This is a genomic window from Actinoalloteichus caeruleus, assembly GCF_049311605.1.
Taxonomy (GTDB): Bacteria; Actinomycetota; Actinomycetes; order Mycobacteriales; family Pseudonocardiaceae; genus Actinoalloteichus_B; species Actinoalloteichus_B caeruleus.
The window spans coordinates 2946198-2971342 of the sequence record NZ_CP186005.1 but is presented as its reverse complement, the minus strand read 5'-3'; the positions used below and the strand labels follow the sequence as shown (position 1 = coordinate 2971342).

Below are 25145 nucleotides of genomic sequence, written 5' to 3'. Positions count from 1 at the left end.
CCTCCCGGGGGTGGTCCAGCCGCGCGGTTGGGCGTGCCACCACCGGTACTCGCGGTCACGCCCGAGCAGCCTGCGGGCCTCCCCCATCACTCACCCGATCGAAGGGTTTTCCCGGTCAGAACACGGGTCTGTTTCGTCCGAACGAGACAGTTGTGGGCACCGGAAGCATGAGGGCTGGAGGCCACCGCCGCACCCATACCCTCCTCCCCGGCTTGCGACAAGGATGTACTTTGATCTATAACTACTACAACAAACAGCACGGACCGAGCACACGCAACCCAGCTCGCGGATGTGACGAAGCCCGCGTCGACGTCGGCGCGCGAACCCGAGGAGCGGAACATGTCGTCTGCCCGTGTCACCCGAACCACCCGCCTGGACGCCGCGATCCCCCACCCGTCGGTGGCAGCCGACGCCCTCACCCGCCCGGACTGGGCGGGAGTTCCTCCGACGGAAACGCCCCGGTCCTGGGGCGACCGCAACGCCCTCCTGGAGAACGCCGCCGACGACCTGCACCACTCGGGCGTCCCGGCCGTCCTCATCCACCACCGGGTCGGGGACAACACGGTCAAGGCCCGCAACCGGGGGACGGACACCGCTCCCGCGATCCCCTTCAACGCGCGCTTCCGCATCGGCGGGGCCACCCGGGCGTTCGTCGCCGTCGTCGTCCTCCAGTTGGTGGCGGAACGTCGCCTGACCCTCGACGCGCCGGTGGCGCGTTGGTTGCCCGGCGTCCTGGACGGCACAGACCACGCGGCCGACATCACCGTGCGGCACCTGCTCCAGGAGACCAGCGGTCTCGCGGACTTCCGCCAGGACCTCGACCAACTCCACGACGCCGCCCAGTTCGCCGCCCGCCGTTTCCGCTCCTACCGGCCGGAGCAGTTGGTGGATCTCGCCCTGCGGCACGACGCGGAGTGCGCACCGGGAACCAGGTGGCGGTACCGCGACATCAACTACGTCCTGCTGGGGATGCTCGTGCGCAGGGTGACCGGGAACTCCTGGGACGCCGAGGTCCGGCAGCGGATCATCCGGCGACTGGAACTGACCGGGACCGCCGCCCCCGGCGACTTCCCCTTCGTGATGGGCCCGCACACCGAGAGCTACGACCGGTTCCCCGGTGCGGGAAGCCCGGTGAACACCACGCTGTTCAACCCGTCGTGGGCGGACGCGGCTGGCTCGTTGATCAGCACCACCGACGATCTGGGAAGGTTCTTCCGCGCCCTGCTGGGTGGACGACTGCTCGGGCCGGCGGAGCTGGCGGAAATGCTGCGAACCGTCCCGGCCCGCGCCCCGGGAAGCACCGCCGAGGCCCACTACGGCCTGGGGATCTTCTGGCGGCCGATGGCCCAGGGCGGGGGGTGTTGGGGACACGACGGGAACATTCTCGGCTTCCACCACCACACGGCGGTCACGGAGAACGGTGACAGCGAAGTCGTGATCGCGATGAACGGAGTCGGGGAGCACTCGGAGCGGCTCGCCACCCTCCTCGTGGACACCGTTCTCACATCCCCTGCGCCCCGCTGCTGAGCCGAGCGCCATGACCAGGGCGGTTCCACCGGGGTGTTCCCGGCGGACCCCCTCCGAAATGGCGGCTCCCGCTCATGCTCGGGCACGGGACCTCGTCGTGATCGGCAACGGGTGGATATCGCGCTGGTGCGAGAACGGCGATCCGAACACCTCCACCGGCCCGAGGTGGGGAATTCCCGCTGGTACCGCCATCCCGCCCGCCGGATCAGGCACCGGCACATCGCTTCGGCTGACACCAAAACCCGCTCGAGTTCCGCACCGCGACGTTGCCCGTGCGACTCGGCCGACCGTAGCATCGAAAACCTGCCGCGCGATCGAAGCAACAGATAGGCACTCCCCTTGTTCACCAACCTGCTGGAGCAGATCGGCGTCCCGCTCGCGCTGGGTGCGGTCCTGCTTGTGGCTCCCACTCCCATTCTGTCCCGGAAGACGGTGCCCTTCTCCGTTCGAGTCCCACCGGACAGGGTGGACGATCCGGTGATCGTGGAACAACGACGTCTTTACCGAAACCGGCTTTCCGCCGTCGTACTGGTCGTTGTCATCTCCTCGATGGCGCTCGGCCAGGTGGTGGACCCCCGGATCGTGTACGGGCTGACCGGTGTCGCCCTGTTGATGGCGACCGGAGTGGTGTGGCACCAGGCGAGTCGCGCGATCACCACCGCCAAGCGCCGGGATGGCTGGTACGAGGGCCGACGACAGGGCGTGGCGGCGGACACCACACTGCGCACGGACCCGGTCCCCTTCCCGTGGCTCTGGACGTCACCCGCACTGGCTGTCCTTCTCGCGACCACCGTGGTGGGTGTCCTGACGTACCCGACGCTGCCCGACACCTTGGTGATGCCCGCGTCTGGCGGCGTGGACGCGACGACCGAGGTCGGAACCTCGGCCCTGACGGCCTTCGCCCTGGTGCTCCTCCAGGCGGCGCAGACGGGCCTCGTGCTGGGGTTGACCGCCGGGATCCTGCGCTCACGCGGTGACATCGACCCCGCACAGCCGGACACCAGTGCTCGGCGATACCGGCGTTACCTCACCCAGACCAGTCGGGGTCTCGTCCTGGTGCTCGCCGCGCTGAACCTCGTCCTGGGCGGGCTCTCGTGGGTGATGTGGACCGGCAGGCACGACCAGACCACCGTCGTACTGCTCGTCACGGTGGCACCGGCCCTCCTCGCGGTCGCCGTCGTGGGTTTCCTGCTGGTCCGGGTCGGACCGGCCGGCAGCAGGGTTGCCGTCCCCGACCAGCCGGAGGAGGACAGCGGCCTGGTGCAACGGGACGACGACCGCTTCTGGCGAGGGGACATGATGTACTCCAACCGCGAGGACCCGGCGATCCTGGTACCCAGGAGGATGGGTTTCGGCTGGACGTTCAACCTCGCCAACCCGATCACCCGCATCCTGTTCGGCACGGCCATCCTCGGCACGCTCGTCCTGATGGCCTTCGGGGTGATCACGCCCGAGTGGAGGTGACCTCCCCTCCGCGCGAGGTCCACGGCGTCCCCCGTGACCCCTGCCGGGGGCGGCTCCCCATCACGCGGAGCAGCCCCCGGCCACGCGCCGAGGAGCCAGCAGGGGCTCAGCCCTCGCGCCGTTCGGTGGCGCAGGTCTCGACGAGGGACAGCAACCAGCCGTTCATCTCCTCCGCCAACGAGCGGATGGTCTCCGTGCGGTGCAGTTCACCGGAGTAGCCCCAGGTGAACACCAGCCTTCCCTCCTCGACGGCACCCACCACGTCGATCAGGTGAGCCCGCTGCTCGTCCGGGTGGTGGTCGTCCCCGGGGCACTCGATCCGTTGCCGCAGCAGATTGGACGCCGGCTTCCCCTGCCCCTCCACGGCGAACTGCCCGTGGTAGTTGAAGCTGATCCTCGGGCTGTCGTGGGTGGGCAACGTGCCCGGTGACCCGGTGAGGTGGCGCAGGGCACCGTAGCCGACCCCTCGGTCGGGTACCGCGCGGAGTTGGGACTTCACCGCCCGGAGGGTCGCCGACCATCCCTCGTCCTCCGGGAGGCGGAGGGCGACCGGGTGGATCGAGGTGAACCAGCCGACCGTGCGGGAGAGATCGACGTCCTCGAACAGCTCCTCCCGCCCGTGGCTCTCCAGGTTCACCGCCACGCGGTCCCGGCCCGTCCAGCCGCGCAATGTCCGGGCCAGCCCCGCCAACAGCACATCGTTGATCTGGGTGCGGTAGCGACCCGGGACCCGCTGCAACAGCACCGCGGTGTCCCGCTCCGACAGCGACACCGACAGCATCCGCATGGAGCCGGCCGTGTTGTTCCCGCCGGGGTCGTCGACGGGAAGGTCGAGGCAAACCCCGGGGCCGGTCGCTGCCGTCCAGTAGTCCCGCTGGTCGTCGAACCCGCCCCGCCTGGTGTGGTCCGACAGCCGGGCGGCCCACTGCTGGAAGGACGTCGTCTTCGGCCCCAGGTCCACGGGCTTCCCGGCGACCGCCGCGTCGTAGGCTGCGACGAGGTCACCCAGCAGGATGCGCCAGGAGACCCCGTCGACCACCAGGTGGTGCGCGACGACCGCCAGTCGCGCACCGGCATCGTGGTGCACCACCACGACCCGGAACAGCGGCCCGGAGTCCAGGTCGAGAGTGGACTTCGCCGTCGCGACCCGCTCCCGCCACACCTGGTCGAAGTCCTCCCCGACCCCGGGCCGGACGGCCAGCAGCACCTGCTCGACATCCACCTCGGGCAGCACCCGCAGCTGGTGACCGCCGTTCCCGTCCCGCACGGCGACCATGCGCAGCCCGTCGTGCTGGGACAGCAGGGCGCACACCGCGGTGCGCAGCACCGCTAGGTCCACGTCGCCGTCGAGGTCGTAGGCCATCGACATCGTGAAGTGTTCCGGGGACACCGGGTGCCTCTCGAAGAACCAGTCGATCACCGGCGTGGTGTCCACGGGACCGGACACCACGGCCTGGTCCGCGTGGACCCTCAGCGAACCGGGTTCGGGAAGCGCGCTGGCGAGCGCTGCCACCGTCTGGTGCAGGAACATGTCCTTCGAGGACAGCTCCAGGCCGGCCCGCCGAGCCCGGGACACCACCTGGATGCTCAGGATGGAGTCACCCCCCAGCGCGAAGAAGTTGTCCTCCACCCCGACCCGGTCGACACCGAGCACCTCCGACCAGATCTGGCAGAGCGTCCGCTCGGTCTCACCGCTGGGGGCCCGGAAATCCTCGCCGCCCTGGAACTCCGGTGCGGGCAGTGCGGCCCGGTCCGGTTTCCCGTTGGGAGTCAGGGGAAGCGCGTCCAGGACCACCACGGCCGCGGGCACCAGGTACTCGGGCAGTTCGGCGCGGACCGCGTCGCGCAACTCGGCCCCCAGCGTCTCGGTACCGGTTCCCCCGGTCGCTGACGGGACCGCGTAACCCACCAGCCTGCGGACCCCCGGGGTGTCCTCCCGGACCACCACCGCCGCCACGGCCACGGCTGGATGCCGGGCGAGCACCGCTTCCACCTCGCCCGGCTCGATCCGGAAGCCCCTCAGCTTCACCTGGTCGTCGGCTCGGCCGAGGAACTCCAGTTGGCCGTCACGCCTCCAGCGGGCCCGATCGCCAGTTCGGTAGAGGCGACCACCCCGAGCATCGAACGGGTCGGCCACGAACCGGCCCGCCGTCAGGCCAGGACGATCGACGTAGCCCCTGGCCACGCCCGTGCCCGCCGTGTACAGCTCGCCGGGGACACCCGGGGGGACCGGCCGCATCCACCGATCCAGCACGTACACGCGGGTCCCCGCGACAGGTGTGCCGATCGGCAACGGTCTGCCGTCCGACGCCGCGGCGACGTCCACGTCGGCCGTGGTGCTGAACACCGTGTTCTCCGTGGGGCCGTAGGCGTGCAGCAGTCGCAGACCCGGGAACCGGCGAAGCACCCGCAGGCAGTGGTCAGGAGAGACCACGTCGCCGCCCGTGGAGACCTGCCGCAGTCCGGCGAGGATGGACAGGTCGCCGTCGACGACCTCGTGGAACAGGCCGGTGGTCAGCCACAGCGCGGTCACCCCGCGCGCCGCGACGTACTCGCCGAGCTCGGGAAGGGACAGCGGCCCCGGCGGCGGGACCGCCAGCGCAGCCCCGTTGAGCAACGCCCCCCACACCTCCAGGGTCGCCGCGTCGAACGACAGCGGAGCGACCTGGGACACCACGTCCCCGGGCCCGACCGGAAGGTGCTCCGGACGCCAGCACACACGGGCCACCGCCTCATGCGTGGCGAGCGCCCCCTTGGGCCGGCCCGTCGACCCGGAGGTGTAGATCACGTACGCGGCGCGGGACGAGCTGATCGGGGGGACCGACGGCGGTTCGGAGGGTCGCCCCCGCACGGACGCCGCCGTCGCCGGGTCGTCGAGAACGGTCGCCGAAACCCCACCCGGCACCCGGTCCCGGAGGTCGGCTGTCGTGAGCACGAGTGCGGCGCCGCTGTCGGACACCAGGAACTCCACGCGGGATGGCGGGTAGGTCGGGTCCACCGGGACGTAGTAGCCGCCGGCGCGCAGAACGGCGAGCATCGCCACCACGGCGAGCGGTCCACGGGGAAGCAGCACCGCCACCGGGGTCTCCGCCGCCACCCCCCGGTCCACCAGCGCGTGGGCCAACTGGTTCGCACGTGCGTCCAGCTCTCCGTAGGACCAGGCCACTCCCTCCCCGACGACCGCGAGCGCCGAGGGGTCCGACGCGACGGACGCCGCGAACAGGTCGACCAACGACCCCGACGGCAGGGAACGGGTGGTCTGGTTCCACCGGTCGAGGACCCGGACCAGGTCCTCGCGATCCCCGGAGTCGACGCCGACCAGCGGAACATCCGGCGTGTCCGTCACGGCCTCGGCCAGGCGCACCCAGTCCCTCGCCCAACCCCGCACCGTCTCCCCGTCGAACAGGTCGGTGCTGTGCTCGAGGGCGGCGACCAGCCCGGACGGGGTCTCGACGAACTCGAGGGTGATGTCGAACTGGGCGGCAGTCCTGGGCAGCGGGTGGTCCTCGACCACGAGGTCCGGGAGGTCGAGATCGGACAGGGGAGCGTTCTGGAGCACCACCATCGCCTGGACCAGCGGCGTCCGGCTGGTGTCCCGTTCCGGTGCCAGCTCGTCGATCAACCGGCTGAAGGGTACGTCCTGGTGGGCGAAGGCCCCCAGCACGGTCTCCCGCACCTCGGCGAGGAACTCCGTGAAGGACAGCCGTTCCCGAACACGGGTCCTCAGCACGACGGTGTTGACGAAGAACCCGACGAGGCCCTCCAGCTCCGCCCGGTCCCGGCCCGAGGTGGCGGTGCCGACGGCGATGTCGGTCTGTCCGCTGTGCCTGGAGAACACCAGGGCGGTGATCGCGGTCAGGCTCATGAACAGGGTCGCGTCGTCCCGGACCGAGCGGAGCTTGTCGGTGAGCGCGGCCGGCACGGAGAAGGTGTGGACCGCACCCGATGTGGTCCGCACCGCCGGGCGGGGACGATCGGTGGGCAGGTCGAGCGGGGAGATGTCCGCGAGCCGCTCCCGCCAGTAGGCCAGCTGCCCGGCGAGCGAGTCGCGGGAGAGCCGGTCCCGTTGCCACTGGGCGAAGTCGCCGTACTGGATCGGGAGCACGGGCAGCTCGTCCTCGGTCCCCTGGTGGACCGCACGGTAGGAGGCGGCGAGCTCCCGCAGGAACACCCCCATCGACCAGCCGTCGGTGACGATGTGGTGCATGGCCAGGACCAGCACCCACTCCCGGCTTCCGACCCGCAGCGCGGTGGGCCGCAGCAGGGGCCCGCTGGCGAGGTCGAACGGCGCGGTGGCCAGCTCGCGGACGGCCTTGTCGACCACGTCCGGGGAGGCGCCGCACAGGTCGACCTCGTCGAGGACCACCTCTCGGGCCGGGCCGACGACCTGCGTCCCCTCGCCGTCCTGGGTGACGAACGTGGTCCGCAGGATCTCGTGGCGCTCCACCAGCCTGGTGAGCGCGGCGCGCAAGGCCGACAGGTCGAGTTCGCCGAGGAGGCGCAGACCGATGCCGGTGTTGTGCTCCACGGACCCCGGAGCGAACTCGTCGAGGAACCACAACCGCTGCTGGGCCGGCGACAACGGCAGCGGACCGGAGCGGTCGACCCGTTCGATGCGTTCCTCCACCGGTTCCTCGGCAGGCTGCTCCAAGATCCGTGCCAGGCCGCGCACGGTCGGGTGGTCGAACATCGCACGGGGCGACAGCCTGAGGTTGAGCGCGTCCTGGATGCGGGAGACCGCGCGCAGGGTGGAGATGGAATCGCCACCGAGGGCGAAGAAGTTGTCGGTGGCACCCACCTCCTCGAGCCCGAGGACCTCCGACCAGATCCCGCAGAGGACACGTTCGACCTCAGTCGTCGGAGCGACCGAGCCCGTCGCCTCCGAGAAGGTCGGCGCGGGCAGCGCACCCCGGTCCACCTTCCCGGTCGGGAGCAGTGGGAGTTCGTCGAGCACGACGACCGCCGAGGGAACCAAGTGGTCGGGCAACCGCTCCGCGAGGTACCCGCGCAGGCCCGGCCCTGAGGGGCACGCCGCCGCGGAGGGCACGGCGTACCCAACGAGCTGTCGGTGGCCGGGCTGGTCCTCGCGCACCACCACCGACGCGGCCGACACGTCGGGGTGGCCGGCCAACGCGTGTTCGACCTCGCCGGGTTCGATGCGGAAACCGCGCAACTTCACCTGGTTGTCAGCCCGCCCCACGAACTCGAGCCGGCCGTCGGCTCGCCACCGCACGATGTCGCCGGTTCGGTAGAGCCGAGTGCCGGACGTGCCGAAGGGGTTGGCCACGAAGCGGTCGGCGGTCAGGGCCGGCCTGTTCAGGTAGCCACGCGCGACCCCGTCGCCCGAGACGTACAGCTCGGCGGGAACGCCAACGGGAGCCAGCCGCAGCGCGGAGTCCAGCAGGTAGACGCGCGTGTTCGGGGTTGGTGCCCCCATGTCCGGGACGCCGTCCGGCTCGTGCGGCAGGAGTCCTATGCTCGCCGACACCGTCGTCTCCGTGGGGCCGTAGCAGTTCACGAAGGACACGCCGGCGACCTGCCACCGGCGCACGAGGTCAGCGCCGACCGCCTCGCCGCCCGTCGCGACGACCCGCAGCGCACCGGCACCATCAGGATCCACGGTCGCCAGCGCCGTAACGGGAATCATCGCGTGAGTGATGGACCGGTCCCCCAGGAGCGTGGTCAGCTCGGCGCCCAGCGGCGGGTTTGGCGGGGCCAGCACCAGGGCGGCCCCGGAGGTCAGGGTCATCAGCAGGTCAGCGACGGACACGTCAAAGCTGGGAGCGACGAACTGAAGGACTCGGGACGTGCCGTCCAGGCGCAGGGTCTCCACATGCGCGGCCGCCAAGCTCGCCAGCCCCTGGTGGGTGACGACGACGCCCTTGGGCTGGCCGGTGGAACCGGAGGTGTAGGTCACGTACGCCGAGGTCCGGAACGACAAGGGCGTCTCCGGAACGGTGTTCGGTACCTCGGTGCCGGGCTCGGACCGGATCGCGTCGACGGTCACCACGCGATCGGCCACCGCCGACGGCACGTCCAGGTCGGGGGACGTCCCGGTGATCACGAGGCGTGGTGCGCTGTCCGTGAGGAGGAAGTCGATCCGTTCCCGAGGCTGGGTGGGGTCGACGGGCACGAACGCGCCTCCGGCGTGCCACACCGCCAGCGATGCGAGCACCAGGTCCACCGACCGGGGAAGCAGGAGCGCCACCCGACACTCGGGTCCGACGCCGCGGGCCCGGAGGTGGTGCGCCAGTCGACGGGAACGGCTGTCGAGTTCCGCGTACGTGAGGGTGAGGTCTCCGTCGTGCACGGCGGTCGCTTCCGGGGTTCGCCTGGCCTGCTCGGAGATCATCGCCACGACCGGGAGCCCGGTCAGCGCGGGTCGGTCCGTTCCGCTCCACTCCGCGAGCCGTCGACGGTCCACCTCGGAGTGGACGTCCAGCTCGGACACCCGCCCCTCTGGAGTGGCCGTGAGGTTGGTGAGCGCCCGGACGAGCCGCTCGGCCAGCCGTCGCGCGGTGGCAGCCCGGAAGAGCGCGGAGTCGTACGCGAGAAGGAGCTGGACGTCATCCGGTTTCGCCGAGGCGACCAGGGTGAGGGGGTAGTTCGTCGTCTCGACGGTGCTGACCTGGTCGATGCTCAGCCCGTGCCGCGACGCGGTCCGCTCGTCCAGCGGGTAGTTCTCGAAAATGATCAGACTGTCGAACAGCGACACCCCCGCCGGCACCTCGGTGGGGATCTCGGTCAACGCCACGTGGTCATGCGCCCGCGCCTCGGCCTGCCCGGCCTGCACCGACCGCACCCACGACCCCACCGACCGGTCCTCGTCCACGCGGATGCGCACCGGCAGCGTGTTGATGAACAACCCGAGGATGTCCTCCGCCCCGGGCAGGTCCGCCGGCCGACCCGACACCGTCGCCCCGAACACGACCTCCGAGGTGCCCGCGTGCCGGGACAGCAGCAGGGCCCACGCGGCCTGCACCACCGCGTTCACCGTGACCTGGTGGGAACGGGCGAAGGACAGCACCCGCTCCGATTCCCGGGGTGTCAGTTCCACCGGAATCCGGGCCACCGACTGGGATCGGTGCGCCCGCTCGGGTGCCCGGTCGTAGGGCAGGGGGGTGGGCTCGTCGAACCCAGCCAGTGTCCGACGCCAGAAGTCCAGCGACTCGCCCCGGTCCCGGGCCACCAGCCACTCCACGTAGTCCCGGTAGGGCCGGCGCGGCCGGCCGGTGGGAGCGCCCGGCGTCGCGTCCGGTGCGGCCCCGGGGGTTCCCTGGGTGCCTGGGGTGGCCGCGGATCCGCTGCCCGCCAGGTCGTGCGCCGTACGGTCCGCGTGCAGCCGGCTGTGCTCCGCGAACACGTCTGCCAGGAACTGGAACATGCTCCATCCGTCGAGGAGCAGGTGGTGGAAAGTCCACACCACCCGCACCCGACCCGCACCCTCCCGAGCCAGGAACAACCGCATCAACGGAGCCACCCCCACATCCAGGCCCCGCTCCCGGTCCACCACCAGGAACTCCGCCAACACCTCCGCCCGCCGCTCCTCAGCCAACCCCGACCAATCCACCACCGTCACCGGCACCCGCACCACCCGATGCACCACCTGCACCGGCTCAGCCACCCCCTCCCACACCACCGACACCCGCAACGCATCCGACCCCGCCACCACCCGCTGCCATGCCCGACCCAACACCTCCGGATCAGCCACCCCCTCCACCACACAACTGAACTGCTCCACATACGCCCCCGACCCCGGATCCGCCACCGCGTGGAACACCATCCCCGCCTGCAACGGCGTCAACGGATACACATCCGCCACCCCACCACCACGCCCAACACCCGCGACCACCTCAGAGGTCTCCACGGTATCGAGCAGGTGATCCACCCCCGCCTGGTCCAACGCCACCAACGGGAAGTCCGACGGACTGGCACCCCCCACCCCCGGCCGCCGGCAGTGCCCCACGAACTCCCGCAACCCCTCCACCACCGCCCGGGCCAACCCCACCACCGTGGCCCGCTCGAACACCCCCGTGGAATACCACCAACTGAACCGCAACCGGCCCTGCACCACCCCACCCACCACATCCAGCAGATACGCCCGTTCCTCACCCGGGGCGTGCTCCCGACCCCCCACCTCCACCGGAACCCCGAACAAGGAACCACCGTCCTGATCGGTATCGAGGTGGAACACCCCGTGGTAGTTCACGCTCACCCCCGGCACCGGCTGCCCCACCAGCTCCGCCGCCCCACCGGTGTACCGCAACGCCTGATAACCCACGCCCCGGTCCGGGACCGCCCGCAACGCCTCCTTCACACCCAACACCGTGGCTGCCCAGCCCTGCCCGGTCTCCTGGAGCACCACCGGGTAGACCGAGGTGAACCAGCCCACCGTCCGGGACAGGTCCACCCCCTCGAACAACTCCTCCCGACCATGCCCCTCCAGGGCCACCGCTACCCGGTCCCGACCCGCCCACCGGGTCAGTACCCGACCCACCACGGCCAGCAGCACGTCGTTGACCTGGGTCCGGTACACCGCGGGGACCTCCGAGAGCACCGCCCGGGTGGTCTCGGTGTCCAGTTCCACCTCGACCCGGTCCTGGTGTTCCACGGTGTTGGGACCCCCGGGGTGGTCCACCGGGATCTCCACCACACCCGGGTCCGACAGCAGGGTGGTCCAGTAGTCGAGTTGGTCGGTGAACCCCCCGGACCGAGTGTGTTCGGCCAGCCGGGCCGTCCACTGGCCCATCGAGGAGGTCCGTTCCCCCAGGTCCACCGGGTTCCCGGTGCGGGCCTGGTGGTAGGCGGTGTCGAGGTCGGAGAGCAGGACCCGCCAGGACACCCCGTCCACCACCGCGTGATGCGCTACCAGCGCTACCCGCCAGCCCCGCGGGGTCCGGGCCAGTACGACCCGCAGCAGTGGGCCGGTGGCCAGGTCCATTCCCGACTGGGCGGTGGTCACCGTGTCCTGCCATGCCTGTTCGGGATCGGTCACCCCGACGGTGTTCACGACCTCGAGGACGGAGGCGGCCTCGAGGTCGGGGAGGATCCGCGGGGCCCAGGCCCCCTGGGGGTCCCGGTCGATCACCAGGCGCAGCGCGTCGTGCTGGGTCAACACCGCGGTCACCGCTGTCTGGAACGCGGCCAGGTCCAGGCTCTCGGGCAGGTCGAACGCGGTCGACATCGCGAAGTGGTGCGGGGCCACCGGGTGGGTTTGCAGGAACCAGGACAGCACCGGGGTTGGTTCCACCGGGCCCGACACCGGACCCCGTGGCACCGGTGTGGTGTCCTCCTCGGGTGCCAGGTCCAGGCCGGCCGCGAGGTCGGTGATGGTCTGGCGTTGGAACATGTCCCGGGTGGAGAGGGTGGACAGGCCGGCGCGACGGGCCCTGGAGACGACCTGGATGCTCAGGATCGAGTCGCCACCCAGCTCGAAGAAGTTGTCGGTCACCCCGACCCGGTCCAACCGCAGTACCTCAGCCCACACCTCGCACAGCACCTGCTCCACCTCGGTGCGGGGTGCCACGTAGCCCTGGGAGGGCTGGAACTCCGGGGCTGGTAACGCCGCCCGGTCGACCTTGCCGTTACCCGTCAGGGGCAAGGCCTCGAGCACCACCACCGCCGCCGGCACCAGGTACTCCGGCAGGAACCGGCGCAGAGCGTCCCGCAACACCTCCGGAGCGGGCACGGCCCCGTCCTCCGGCACCACGTAACCCACCAGACGCCGCGCCCCCGGGGTGTCCTCCCGGACCACCACCACCGCCCGCGCCACACCCGACTGCCCCACCAACGCGGCCTCGACCTCACCCGGCTCGATGCGGAACCCCCGCACCTTCACCTGATCGTCGGACCGCCCCACGAACTCGAGGACCCCGTCCGGCAACCACCGGACCAAGTCGCCGGTCCGGTACGCGCGTGTCCCTTCGGGCCCGAAGGGGTCCGCGACGAACCGGGAGCTGGTCAGTGCGGCCCGACCGGAATAGCCCCGGGCCACCCCGGCTCCCCCCAGGTAGAGCTCTCCCACCGCGCCCACCGGAACGGGACGAAGAGCGTTGTCCAGCACCACCACTCGGACCCCGTCCATACCGGTGCCCAGGGGGACCCTGCCTTCGGAGACCTCGGCCCCGGGCTCGCCGCAGACGGCGAACGTCGTCGTCTCGGTCGGGCCGTACACGTGCACGAAGCGGGTCTCCGGGCAAACCTGGCGCACCCGGGACCAGACGGAGGGGACGGCGGCTTCGCCACCGGTCCACACCTGTCCCAGCCCGGCCCACACCGCCGGGTCCTGGGTGGACAGCAGGGTGAACAGGGCGGTGGTGACGAAGACCGCTGACACGCCGTGGTCCTCGACCATTCGCCGCAGCAGCGCGGCGTCGAGGTCGTCGGGCGGTGCGGCCACAACGCTGCCGCCACCCAACAGCGGAACCCAGATCTCGTACACGGCGGCGTCGAAGGAGTGCGGGGAATGGAACAACACCCGCTCGTGCGCGGGATCCCACCACCGGTGGTCCGCCGCCAGGGTGAGGATGTCGGCGTGGGTGACCACCACGCCCTTCGGCGTCCCGGTGGAACCCGAGGTGTACATGACGTAGGCCGCGGCGGCCGCTGGCACGGAGACCTGGTGAGGACCGCCATCGCCGGTGACGTCCACCGGATCGGTGTCGACCAGCGCGAGTTCGGCCGGCAGCCGATCGTGGTGGGACGGCTCGGCCACCGCGTGCCGGACGCCGAGGTCCGCGCACATCCAGGCCACCCGCTCCGGAGGAGTCGCGGGGTGCACGGGCACGAAGGCCGCTCCGGCGCGTAGGACTCCGAGCCACACCGCGACCACAGCCGGTCCCCTGTCGACCGCGACGAGGACCGGTGTCTCCGGCCCTGCTCCGGTCCGGGCCAGGGCGGCCGCGACTCTCCCGGACCACTCCCAGATCCGGGCGTAGCTGTGGTCACCGCTGTCGTCCCGCACGGCCAGCGCGTCAGGATGGCGCTCGACGCGAGCCGCGAACCTGTCCACCACCGACCCGACGACCTCCTCGGTGGTGGTCTGCTTCGGTGGCAGGAGCAGCCGCCGGTCCGCCGCGTCGAGCAGGTCGACGCGGCGCAGCGGCGCGGCGGGGTCCGCCGTGACCTGGTCGGCCACTCTCAGCCACAGCCGACCCAGTCGGGCGACGGTCGTCTCGTCGAACAGGTTCGCGTCGTACTCCACGGAGACGACCAGTCCCCCGTCGTGCTCGACGAAGCTGAGGGTCAGGTCGAACGGGCTGGCCTCCCTGATGACGGGCACCTCGTCGACGCGCAGGCCCGGTAGCTCGAATGGCTCGGCCGGAGCGTTCTGCAGTGCGATCACCACGCGGACGACCGAGGTGTCGTCCGCAGCCCGGTCGAAACCGAGTTCGTCGACGAGCCGGCCGAAGGGCACCTCCTGGTGGGCGAACGCCCCCAGCACCGTCTCCCGCACCTCGGCCAGGAACTCGACGAACGACCGCCGCTCATCGATCCGCGACCGCAGCACCAGGGTGTTGACGAAGAACCCCACCAGGTCCTCCACCTCGGCCCGGTCCCGACCCGAGGTCACCGTCCCCACCGCCACGTCATCCTGACCGGCGTACCGCCCGAACAACACCTGCGACACCGCCGTCAACGCCATGAACAGGCTCGCGCCGTTGCGGCGCCCGTGCGTCCGCAACGCGTCGGTGAGCGCGGCCGGTACCTCGAAGGTGTGCAGTGAACCGGCGGAGGTGTCAGCGGCGCCGCGCGGCCGGTCCGTCGGTAGTTCCAACGGGGTCATGCCAGCGAGTTGGGAACGCCAGTAGGTGATCTGCGGTTCGAGCACTGAGCTCGTCAGCGCCTCGCGCTGCCAGCGGGCGAAGTCGGCGTACTGGATCCGGGGTGCCGGCAGCACGACCGCCCTCCCCTCGACACCGGCCGTGTAGGCGGCGGCGAGTTCCCGGGTGATGACGCCCATGGACCAGCCGTCCGTGACGATGTGGTGCAGGGAGAGCACGAGCAGGTGGCTGTCCGCTGCCTCCCTGATCAGGAGAGCTCGCACCAGCGGACCCGTCGCCAGGTCGAACGGCGCCGTGCCCTCCTGCCGGAGCAGTCGGGCGACCTCACCGGTCCGGTCGTCCGTGGTCGCGCCCGAGACGTCGACGAAGCGACGCGGCAACGTCATCTCCGTGGCGGGGAGCTGGACCCCGTGTCCGTCCACCGCGTGGAAGGTGGTGCGCAGCGACTCGTGACGCTCCACGACGAGGTCGAAGGCACCCCACAGCGCCTCCGAGTCCAGTGAGCCGGTGAGGCGGAGTGCTCCGGTGACCGTGTACTCGGCTCCTCCTGGCGACAGCTGGTCCAGGAACCACAGCCGTTCCTGGGCGAAGGAGAGCGGCAGGGGCTCGGAACGGTCGGCCGGCGCGATGGCGTCGGCTACCGGGAGCTGGGGCAGGTGTCCGTCAACAGCTCGGGCCAGTTCCGCGACGGTGGGGCCGTCGAACAGCACGCGCGGTGACAGGTCGGCCCCCAAACGAGATCGCACGCGGCTGAGGACTCGGAGACTGGAGATCGAGTCACCGCCGAGGTCGAAGAAGTCGTCGGTCACGCCGATCTCGCCGGTGTCGAGGATGTCGCTCCAGATCTCGCACAGCACGCGCTCGACTTCGGTGCTGGGGGCGACCCGGGTCCGGTCGTCCTCCTGGGTCGGGCGGGGAAGGGCCGCGCGGTCGAGCTTGCCGTTCCCGGTGATGGGTAGGGCGTCGAGGGGGACGAGGGCGGAGGGCACCATGTGCTCCGGCAGCGAACCGCGCAGCTGGTCGCGGAGCTCGGCGGACGTGGGGCAGACACCGGTGGTGGGGACGAAGTAGGCGACAAGGCGAGGGTGCCCGGGGGTGTCCTCCCGGACGACCACCACCGCCTGCGCCACTCCCGGGTGCTCTCCCAACCGGGCGGCGACCTCCCCCGGCTCGATCCGGAACCCCCGCACCTTCACCTGCTCATCCGCCCGACCCACGTACGACAGGCGCCCCTGACCATCCACCCGGGCCAAGTCCCCAGTCCGGTACATCCGCCGGCCATCCCCAGCGAACGGATCGGCCACGAACCGCGACGCCGTCAACCCCGCACGACCCGCATACCCCTGCGCCACCCCCGCACCCGCCACGTACATCTCCCCCACCACCCCCGGAGGAACCGGACGCAACCCACCGGCACGGTCCAGCACGTACACCCGCCACCCCGGCACCGCGTGCCCGATCACCCCAGCCGACCCCTCGACCAGATCGACCTCCGCACCGTTCTCCCCCTTCCCGGTCGGGTTGAGGGGGTGCGCGGTGACATGCACCGTGGTCTCGGTGATCCCGTACATGTTCACCAACACCGGTGTGTCCGGGTGCCGGGCCAACCACGGCCGCACCCGGGACACCTCCAACGCCTCCCCACCAAAGACCACCCACCGCAGGCACAACTCCCGCCCCAACCCGGGGTTCTCCGCCTCGGCCCGCACGAACTGCTCGAACGCCGAGGGTGTCTGGTTGAGCACCGTCACCCGCTGGGCCACCACCAGCTCCAGGAACTCCCCCGGACTGCGGGACACCTCCCAGGGCACCACCACCAACCGGCCCCCGAACGCCAACGCGCCCCACATCTCCCACACCGAGAAGTCGAAGGCCACCGAGTGGAACAACGTCCACACGTCCCCGGCGTCGAAGCCGTACCGGTCCTGGGTCCCGGTCAGCAGTGACACCACGCCGCGGTGCGGTACCGCCACGCCCTTCGGCCGTCCGGTCGACCCGGACGTGTAGATCACGTAGGCCACCGCCTCGGCGGGCACCACCACCTCCGGTCGCCCGGGTTCGTACCCCGAGAAGTCCGTGCGGTCCAGTTCCACCACCGGCACCCCGGACACCGCCCCCGGGAGAGCACCAGCGGTCTCCGAGACGGTCACCACCGTGGAGGCCCCGCTGTCGGTCAGGGTGTAGGCGATCCGCTCCGCCGGGTAGTTCGGGTCCACCGGCACGTACGCCGCCCCGGCCGCGAGCACACCCAGCACCCCTACCACCAGGTCGGTGGTGCGGGGCAGCAGCAACGCCACCCGCGCTCCCGGGGTCACGCCCCTGGCCCGCAGGTGCGCCGCCAGGCGGTAGGCCCGCCCGGCCAGTTCCCCGTAGGTCACCGTCGTGTCCTGGAAGGACACCGCCACCGCCTCGGGACGCTCCCGGACCTGACGATCGAACAACTCCACCAACGAGCCGCCGGGAACCTCCCGCGCCGCCCGATCGACGTCCGACTCCCAAGCCTGGCTCAGCCGGTTCCGCTCCTCGTCACTGATCAGGGGGATGTCGCGGAGGGGGCGGTCAGCGGCCCCGACCACCCGCTCGGCCAACTCCCCCCACCACCGCCCGAACCGCTCCACCGTGCCCGCATCGAACAACGCCGTCCCGTACTCCACCGTCCCCACCAGACCACCACCCGCCTCCACCGAACGCTCCCGGAAATGCACCGCCAGATCGAACTGCGCCGCCTGCCGGGGCACCACCCGATCCGACACCACCACCCCCGGCACCCCCGCATCCCACTCCCCCACCGCGTTCTGCAACACCACCACCACCTGCACCACCGGCGTCCGCGAGGCATCCCGCACCGGAGCCACCGCCTCGATCACCCGATCGAACGGCACCCAGTCCCACGCGAACGCCTCCACCACCCCATCCCGCACCCCCGCCAGGAACTCCACGAACGATTCCCGCTCATCCACCCGCGACCGCAACGCCACGGTGTTCACGAAGAACCCGACCAGATCCGCCACCTCGGCCCGGTCCCGACCCGAGGTCACCGTGCCCACCACCACATCGTCCTGCCCCGACCACCGGGACAACACCACCTGCGTCACCGCCGTCAACACCATGAACACCGTCGCCGAACACTCCCGGCCCACCGCCCGCAACCCCGCCACCACCGGCTCGGGCACCACGAACTCGGTCACCGCCCCAGCGGTGTCCCGCACCGGCGGCCGGGGACGGTCGGTGGGCAACTCCACCGGCGCCACCCCCGCCAACCGCTCCCGCCAGTAGTCCACCCCGGCCTCCACCCGAACCGGGCTCAACCACTCCCGCTGCCACAACACCCAGTCCGGGTACTGCACCGGCAACACCGGCAACACCGGCTCCTCACCAGCGAGCAGGGCCGTGTAGGCGGTCAGGACCTCCCGGACCAGCACCCCCATCGACCAGGCATCCCCGATGATGTGGTGCATCGAGACCATCAACACGTGCTCGTCGGGACCGGTATGGACCAACAGGACCCGCCACAACGGCCCGGTGGTCAACTCCCACGGGGCGCTGGTCTCGGCCCGCAGCACCTGGTCGACCTCCCCACCGGTGGCGGTGACCTCCCGCACGCCCACCGGCAGGTGGGGGTGGATCCGGGTCTGCCCGGCGCCGTCGCCGGGTTCGAGGGTGCCCCGCAGCACCTCATGCCGCTGGCTGACCACACCGAACGCGGCACGCAGGACGCTGGTGTCGAGGGGGCCTCGCAGGTGCAGACCGGTGGCCAGGACGTACTCGACGCTGTCGGGGGTGAACCCGGCCACGAACCACAGGCGCTGCTGGGCCGGGGACAAGGGCACCACCGCCTCGGAGTCGGCACGGGGCAGCAGTGGGGGTTGGGCTACCTCCCCGAGACCGGCCACGACCTCGGCCAACCCGGCCACGGTGGGGTGCTCGAACACCGCCCGCACCGGCAACTCCACCGACAACACCGACCGCACCCGACTGGTCAGACGGGTCGCCAACAACGAATGCCCACCCAGGGCGAAGAAGTCTTGCCCCCGTCCCACCTCCAGCACGCCGAGCACCTCGGTGAAGACCTCGGCCAGGGCCCGTTCCACAGCACCGCGAGGAGGTTCGCCCTCCCCTTCCCCGGTGAACTCCGGTGCCGGTAACGCCCGCCGGTCCACCTTGCCGTTCCCGGTCACCGGCAACGACTCCACCACCACCACAACCGAGGGCACCATGTACTCCGGCAACACCCGCCCCACCGACGCACGCACCCCCACCACGTCCACCTCCGCCCCACCAGCGGGCACCACATAAGCCACCAACCGGTCCACACCACCCCCGTCAGCCCGCACCACCACCACCGCCGAGGCCACCCCCGCGACCCCGGCCAGCACCGCCTCGATCTCCGCCGGCTCGATCCGATGCCCCCGCACCTTCACCTGGTCATCAGCCCGGCCCACGAACTCCAACACACCCGACCGGGACCACCGCACCACGTCCCCGGTCCGGTACACCCGCCCACCCACCAGCGAGAACGGATCGGCCACGAACCGGGACGCGGTCAACCCCGCACGCCCCGCATACCCCCGAGCCACCCCGGCACCAGCGATGTAGAGCTCCCCGGGCACCCCCGGCGGTACCGGGCGCAACCCGGCGTCCAGGACATACACCCGGGTGCCGCCCACCGGTGTGCCGATCACCACCGGCCCGGCACCGTCCACCACCGCGGTGGTGGACCACACCGTGGTCTCGGTCGGCCCGTACAGGTTGAGCACCCCAGCCGGGCCGGCGACCCCGGTCATCGTGGCCGCCACCTCGACGGGCAGGGCCTCGCCCCCCACGAGCATCCGCACCCCGGACAGGGCGGTACCGGTCTCGGCCAGCACCGACCGCCACCAGGTCGGGGTGGCCTGCAGCAGGGTGATCCCGTGGTCGGTGACCAGGCGGGTGACCGCGGCGGGGTCGGTGACCTCCTCCCGGGTGGCCAGGACCACCCGGGCGCCGTGCAGCAGGGGGAGGAACAGTTCCAGGCCGGCGATGTCGAAGGAGATCGTGGTCACCGCCAACCACCGGTCGGACGGGGTGATCCCGACCCGGGTGGTCATGGTGGTCAGGAAGGTGACCAGGTTGCCGTGGGAGACGACCACGCCTTTGGGGCGGCCGGTGGACCCGGAGGTGTAGAGCACGTACAACGCCTGCTCGGGGCAGGTGAACACCACCGGAGCCGGAGCCTGAGCGGCCAACCGGCGCTCGACCTCGGGGTCGTCGAGCACCAGCACGGGGTGTTCACCGGGCACGCGGTCGGCCAGTGCTGCCTCGGTCAGGACGAACAGGACACGACTATCGGTGAGGACGTATCCGGTGCGCTCGGCCGGGTGTTCGGGGTCGACCGGGACGTACACGCCACCGGCACGCGCCACCGCTATCAACGCCACCACCAGCTCCACCGACCGGGACAGGCAGATCCCGACCCGGGACTCCACACCCACACCCCGTGCCGCCAGGTACCCGGCCAACCGCGCTGACCGTTCCTCCAGCTCCGCGTAGGTCACCGCGCCCTCGGTGTCGACCACCGCCACCGCTTCCGGTGTCCGTGCCGCCTGCGCGGAGACCAACCCGGCCACCGACACCGGGGGCACCGCCAGCTCGGTGTCGTTCCACCCCCGCACCACCAACTCCCGCTCCGGAGAATCCAGCAGCTCAACGGAGCGGAGTGGACGCTCGGGGTGGCTCGCCATCCGCTGGGCCAGCACCAGCCAGTGCCGAACCAGCCGTTCGACCGTCTCGGGCTGGAAGAGGTCGGTGCTGTACTCGACGGCGCCCTGGAGACCGCTGTCCGCCTCCTGGAAGTACAGCGTCAGGTCGAACTGGGCGGTGTCCCGGGGCAGGGGGTAGTCGCCTACCTCGAGGCCGGGAAGCCGCGCGGGTTCGGCGGGCGTGTTCTGGAGGATGAGCATGGCCTGCACCAGCGGGGTGCGGCTGGTGTCCCGCGCCGGGGACAGCTCGTCGATCAGGCGGCTGAACGGAACGTCCTGGTTCTCCAGAGCCCCCAGAACTGTTTCCCGGACGTCCTCGAGGTACTGGGCGACCGACGCCGTCGGCTCGATCCGGGTGCGGAGGACGAGGGTGTTCACGAAGAACCCGACCAGGTCCTCCACCTGCGCGCTCTGCTCCCGCCCCGACACCGCCGTGCCCAGCACGACATCGTCCTGACCGCTGTACCGGGACAACAACAGCTGCGTCACCGCCGTCAACGCCATGAACAGCGTGGCGCCCCGCGACTGGGCCAGCTCGTGGAGCGTGCCCGTGAGCGCGGCGGGCACCGTGAAGCGGTGCACCGCTCCCGCCGAGGTCCGCACGGGGGGTCGTGGGTGGTCGGTGGGCAACTCCAACACCGGAACACCAGCCAACCGCTCCCGCCAGTACCCCACCTGCCCCGCCAACACCTCACCCGAGAACAACTCCCGCTGCCACACCGCGAAATCCGCATACCCCACCGGCAACTCCGACCACGACCCCGCGCCACCCGCGACCGCCGCCGCGTACCCCTCCCCGAACTCCCGCACCACCACACCCATCGACCACCCATCCGTCACCAGGTGGTGCATCACCCACACCAGCACATGCGACTCCGGTGACTCCCGCACCACCACCACCCGCACCACCGGACCCGACCGCAGATCGAACGGTTGCCCCACCACATCCGCGACCACCCGATCCCGCTCCGCCCCCGGATCCACCGCACCCGAGACATCCACCCACCCCACCACGACCGGCGCCTCCTCCACCGGCACCACCCGCTGCACTCCCTGCCCGTCCACGGTGTCGAACACCGACCGCAACACCCCGTGCCGGGTCACCACCCCGGCCACCGCCGCCCGCACCGCCCCCAGATCCACCGGCCCGACCAACCGCAACCCGAACCCGGTGTGGTACTCCACCCCGGTCGGGTCGAACTCGTGCAGGAACCACAACCGCTGCTGGGCCGAGGACAACGGCACCCACTGCCCCTCCCGCACCACGGGGGTGATCGGCGGGAGCCGCCGCTGCCGGGCCCGTACCACCCGCACGGCCAGACCAGCCACTGTCGGGGCGGTGAACACCTCCCGCACCGAGACCACCACGCCCAGCACCGCCCGGATCCGGGCGACCAGGCGGGTAGCGATCAGCGAGTGCCCACCCAGGGTGAAGAAGTCGTCGTGGACCCCGACCCGGTCCAGTCCCAGCACCTCCTGCCACACCTGGCACAACCGGGCCTCGACCACCGACCGGGGACCCACATACCCCACCCCCGACTCCCACACCGGTTCGGGCAACCCCGCCCGATCCACCTTCCCCGACGCCGTCACCGGCCACACCGGCACCACCATCACCACCGAAGGCACCATGTACTCCGGTACCCGACCCCCGACGAACTCCCGCACCCCGGCACCGGTGACCGCACCGGTCACATACCCCACGATCCGATCCGTCCCCGTGGTATCGGTGTGCACCACCACCACCGCCTGCTCCACCCCGGGGCAGGACCGCAACACCGCCTCGATCTCCCCCAACTCGATCCGGAAACCCCGCAGCACCACCTGCGCGTCCGACCGCCCCAGGTGCTCCACCCGCCCCCACCGGTCCCACCGGGCCACGTCCCCGGTCCGGTACAACCGGTCCCCTGCCCGGGAGAACGGATCGGCCACGAACCGGTGCGCGGTCACCCCCGGCCGGTCGATATAGCCCCGGGCCAGACCAGCACCGGCCACGTACACCTCACCAGGGACCCCCACCGGCACCGGACGCAGACCGGCATCGAGGATGTGGACCCGGGTCCCGCTGATCGGGGTACCCACCAGCACCGGAAGCCCGGTGACCTCCTGGGCCAGGCTGTCCGCGGCCACCTCGGACGCCCCGTAGAGGTTGAGCAACCGGGCACCGGGCAGCAGGGCAGTGAAACGAGTGGCCACGGTAGCGGGCAGGGGTTCCCCGCTGGAGACCCAACAGGACACCGACGCGACGGCTTCCGGGTCAGCGGCGATGACGTCCAGCACCACCGCGAGCAGGCTGGGCACCATCGTGACCCGTTCCACCCGGTGGGCCCGGACCAACCCGACCAACCCGACCGGGTCCTTCATCTCGGTCTCATCGGCCAGCACGACCTGACCACCCTCGAGCAGGGTGCCCAGGATCTCGGTGGCCGAGTCCAGGAATGACACCGATCCCCGCGCGAGCACGGGCACACCCCGCTGCTCGGGGTAGGCCTGTGTGAACCAGGCCCACCGGGTCATCAACCCCCGGTGGGTACCGATCACGCCCTTGGGACGGCCGGTGGACCCGGACGTGTAGATCACGTAGGCAGCCCGGTCGGGTGTCACCGGAGCCGTGACCTCGACCAGCGACCGGACCGCCTGGCCCGGCTCCACGACCTCCCCAGCACGGCCCTGATCCACGGTCCACACCGCGGCCCCGGCCGGGACCAGGTGCTCATGCTCGGTATCGGTGACCACCAGCACGGCCCTGCTGTCGGTGACCATGAACCCGACCCGCTCGACCGGGTACGCCGGATCCACCGGCACGCACACCCCACCCGCGGCCGGTACCGCCACCAACGCCGCCACCAGGTCCAGGGTGCGGGGCAGCATCACCACCACCCGGGACTCGGCAGTCACCCCCCGGGCCCGCAACCCCGCCACCAGGCCCGCCACCCGCACCGCCAACGCGGCGTAGGAGACATCCACCCCGCCGGCGGTGACCGCCAACGCGTCCGGGGTGCGCTCGGCCTGCCGGGCGAACCCCGCCCCGATCGAGGCCTCGGGCACCGTGACCGGGTCGGTCCGGTTGAACCCGACCAGCACCCGTTCCCGTTCGGCCCCGACCACCAGGTCCAGCTCGCCAAGACGACGGTCAGGAGTGGTCACGACCTGCCGGGCCAGCACGATCCAGTGCTCGACCATCCGCTGGATGGTCTCGGGGTCGAACAGGTCGGTGTTGAACTCCACCGCACCAGCCAGCACACCACCGGCCTGCTCCTGGAACTGGAGGGTCAACTCGAAAGCGGACACGTCCCTGGGTACGGGCACCTCCTCGAAACGTACACCGCCCGAGGTCCCGTCAAAGGGAGGAGCCGCGTTCTGCAGCACCACCATCGCCTGCACCAAGGGGGTACGACTCTGGTCCCGCTCCGGTGCGAGCTCCTCCACCAGCCTCGCGAACGGAACCTCCTGATTCGCGAAGGCTCGGAGTACGTCCTCCCTGACCTCGTCCAGGAACTCCGCGAAGGAACGGTCGTCGTTGAGCCGAGACCGCAGGACGACCGTGTTGACGAAGAACCCGACCAGTCCCTCGAGCTCTGCCCGTTCCCGACCGGACGTCGCCGTGCCCAGGGCGATGTCCCTCTGCCCGCTGTACCGGGCGAACAGCAACTTGGTGATCGCCGTCAACGTCATGAACAGGCTCGTTCCCCGCGCACGACCGAGGGAACCGAGCGCGGCGGCGAGGTCGGCCGGGACCGAGAAGGAGTGCAGTGCTCCGGCCGAGCCGCGGATCGAGGGACGTGGGCGATCGGTGGGAAGCTCCAGCGGAGTGACATCCGCGAGGTGCCGGCGCCAGTAGTCGAGTTGACTCTCGAGTGCCTGCCCGGACAGTTGCTCCCGCTGCCACACCGCGTAGTCCGCGTACTGGACGGGAAGTTCGGGCAGATCCGCCCGTGGCCCACCCGTCGCCTCCTCGTAGAAGGCCGCCAGTTCCCTCGTCAGGATCTCCGTGGAGGCACCGTCGGTGACGATGTGGTGCATCGCCACCAGCAGGACGTGGTCCTCCGGCGCCTCGCGCACGAGCGTTGCTCTGAGGAGTGGCCCGTTGCCGAGGTCGAACGGACGGGCGAGCTCCCCACGCAGCAGCCGGTCCAGTTCGGGCGCGGTACCTCCCTGCCCCTCGTGATGGGTTCCCCGGCTGGCCCCATCACCGTGGTCGAGCCCGGCGAGCAGCTCGTGGACGACCAACGGGACATCGGCCGCCGGCTGGATGCGCTGGACACCCTCGCCGTCGAGGGTGTCGAAGGTGGTCCGCAGAGCCTCGTGCCGGGCCACGACACGGGTGAGGGCGACGCGGAGGGAATCGACGTCCAGGGAACCGCGCAGTCGCAGGACCAGTCCCGAGTTGTACTCGGGACTCCCCCGTTCCAACTCGTTCAGGAACCACAGCCGCTGTTGCGCCGAGGACAGGGGAAGGTCCCGGTCACGTGGCGCCGGAACGATCTGGTTCCGCGGACGCGCACGCCCAGCCAGTCGGCTGCGAAGCCGTTCCCGCACGTGCTCCGGCAGGGAGCGGATGCGGTCCTCGCGTGACGACGGCGTGTTCATGGAATCCCCTCAGAGATCAACTTTGGCAGGCACGGCGGGACGC

General features: G+C 71.0%; 3 protein-coding genes. 2 read left to right on the top strand and 1 reads right to left on the bottom strand.

The genetic code is table 11. The features are described 5' to 3' along the window. The first annotated feature begins 339 nt into the window (after window positions 1-339). Together ACOJVX_RS12110 and ACOJVX_RS12105 are read left to right on the top strand one after the other, a co-directional pair. Entirely contained in the window at window positions 340-1527 is a 1188-nt protein-coding gene (locus ACOJVX_RS12110; RefSeq protein ID WP_103056777.1) for a serine hydrolase domain-containing protein, read from the top strand. Between the two features lie 339 nt (window positions 1528-1866). After that, a complete protein-coding gene (locus ACOJVX_RS12105; RefSeq protein WP_016697183.1) occupies window positions 1867-2991 on the top strand; it encodes a DUF1648 domain-containing protein in 1125 nt (374 codons plus the stop codon). A 106-nt stretch (window positions 2992-3097) separates the two neighbouring features. Here the strand turns inward: ACOJVX_RS12105 and ACOJVX_RS12100 are convergent, their stop codons facing one another. Continuing rightward, window positions 3098-25102 carry a non-ribosomal peptide synthase/polyketide synthase gene (locus ACOJVX_RS12100; RefSeq protein WP_422647543.1) on the bottom strand — a complete coding sequence of 7335 codons (22005 nt, stop codon included), beginning with the start codon at window positions 25100-25102 and terminating at the stop codon, window positions 3098-3100. Window positions 25103-25145 lie beyond the last annotated feature (43 nt).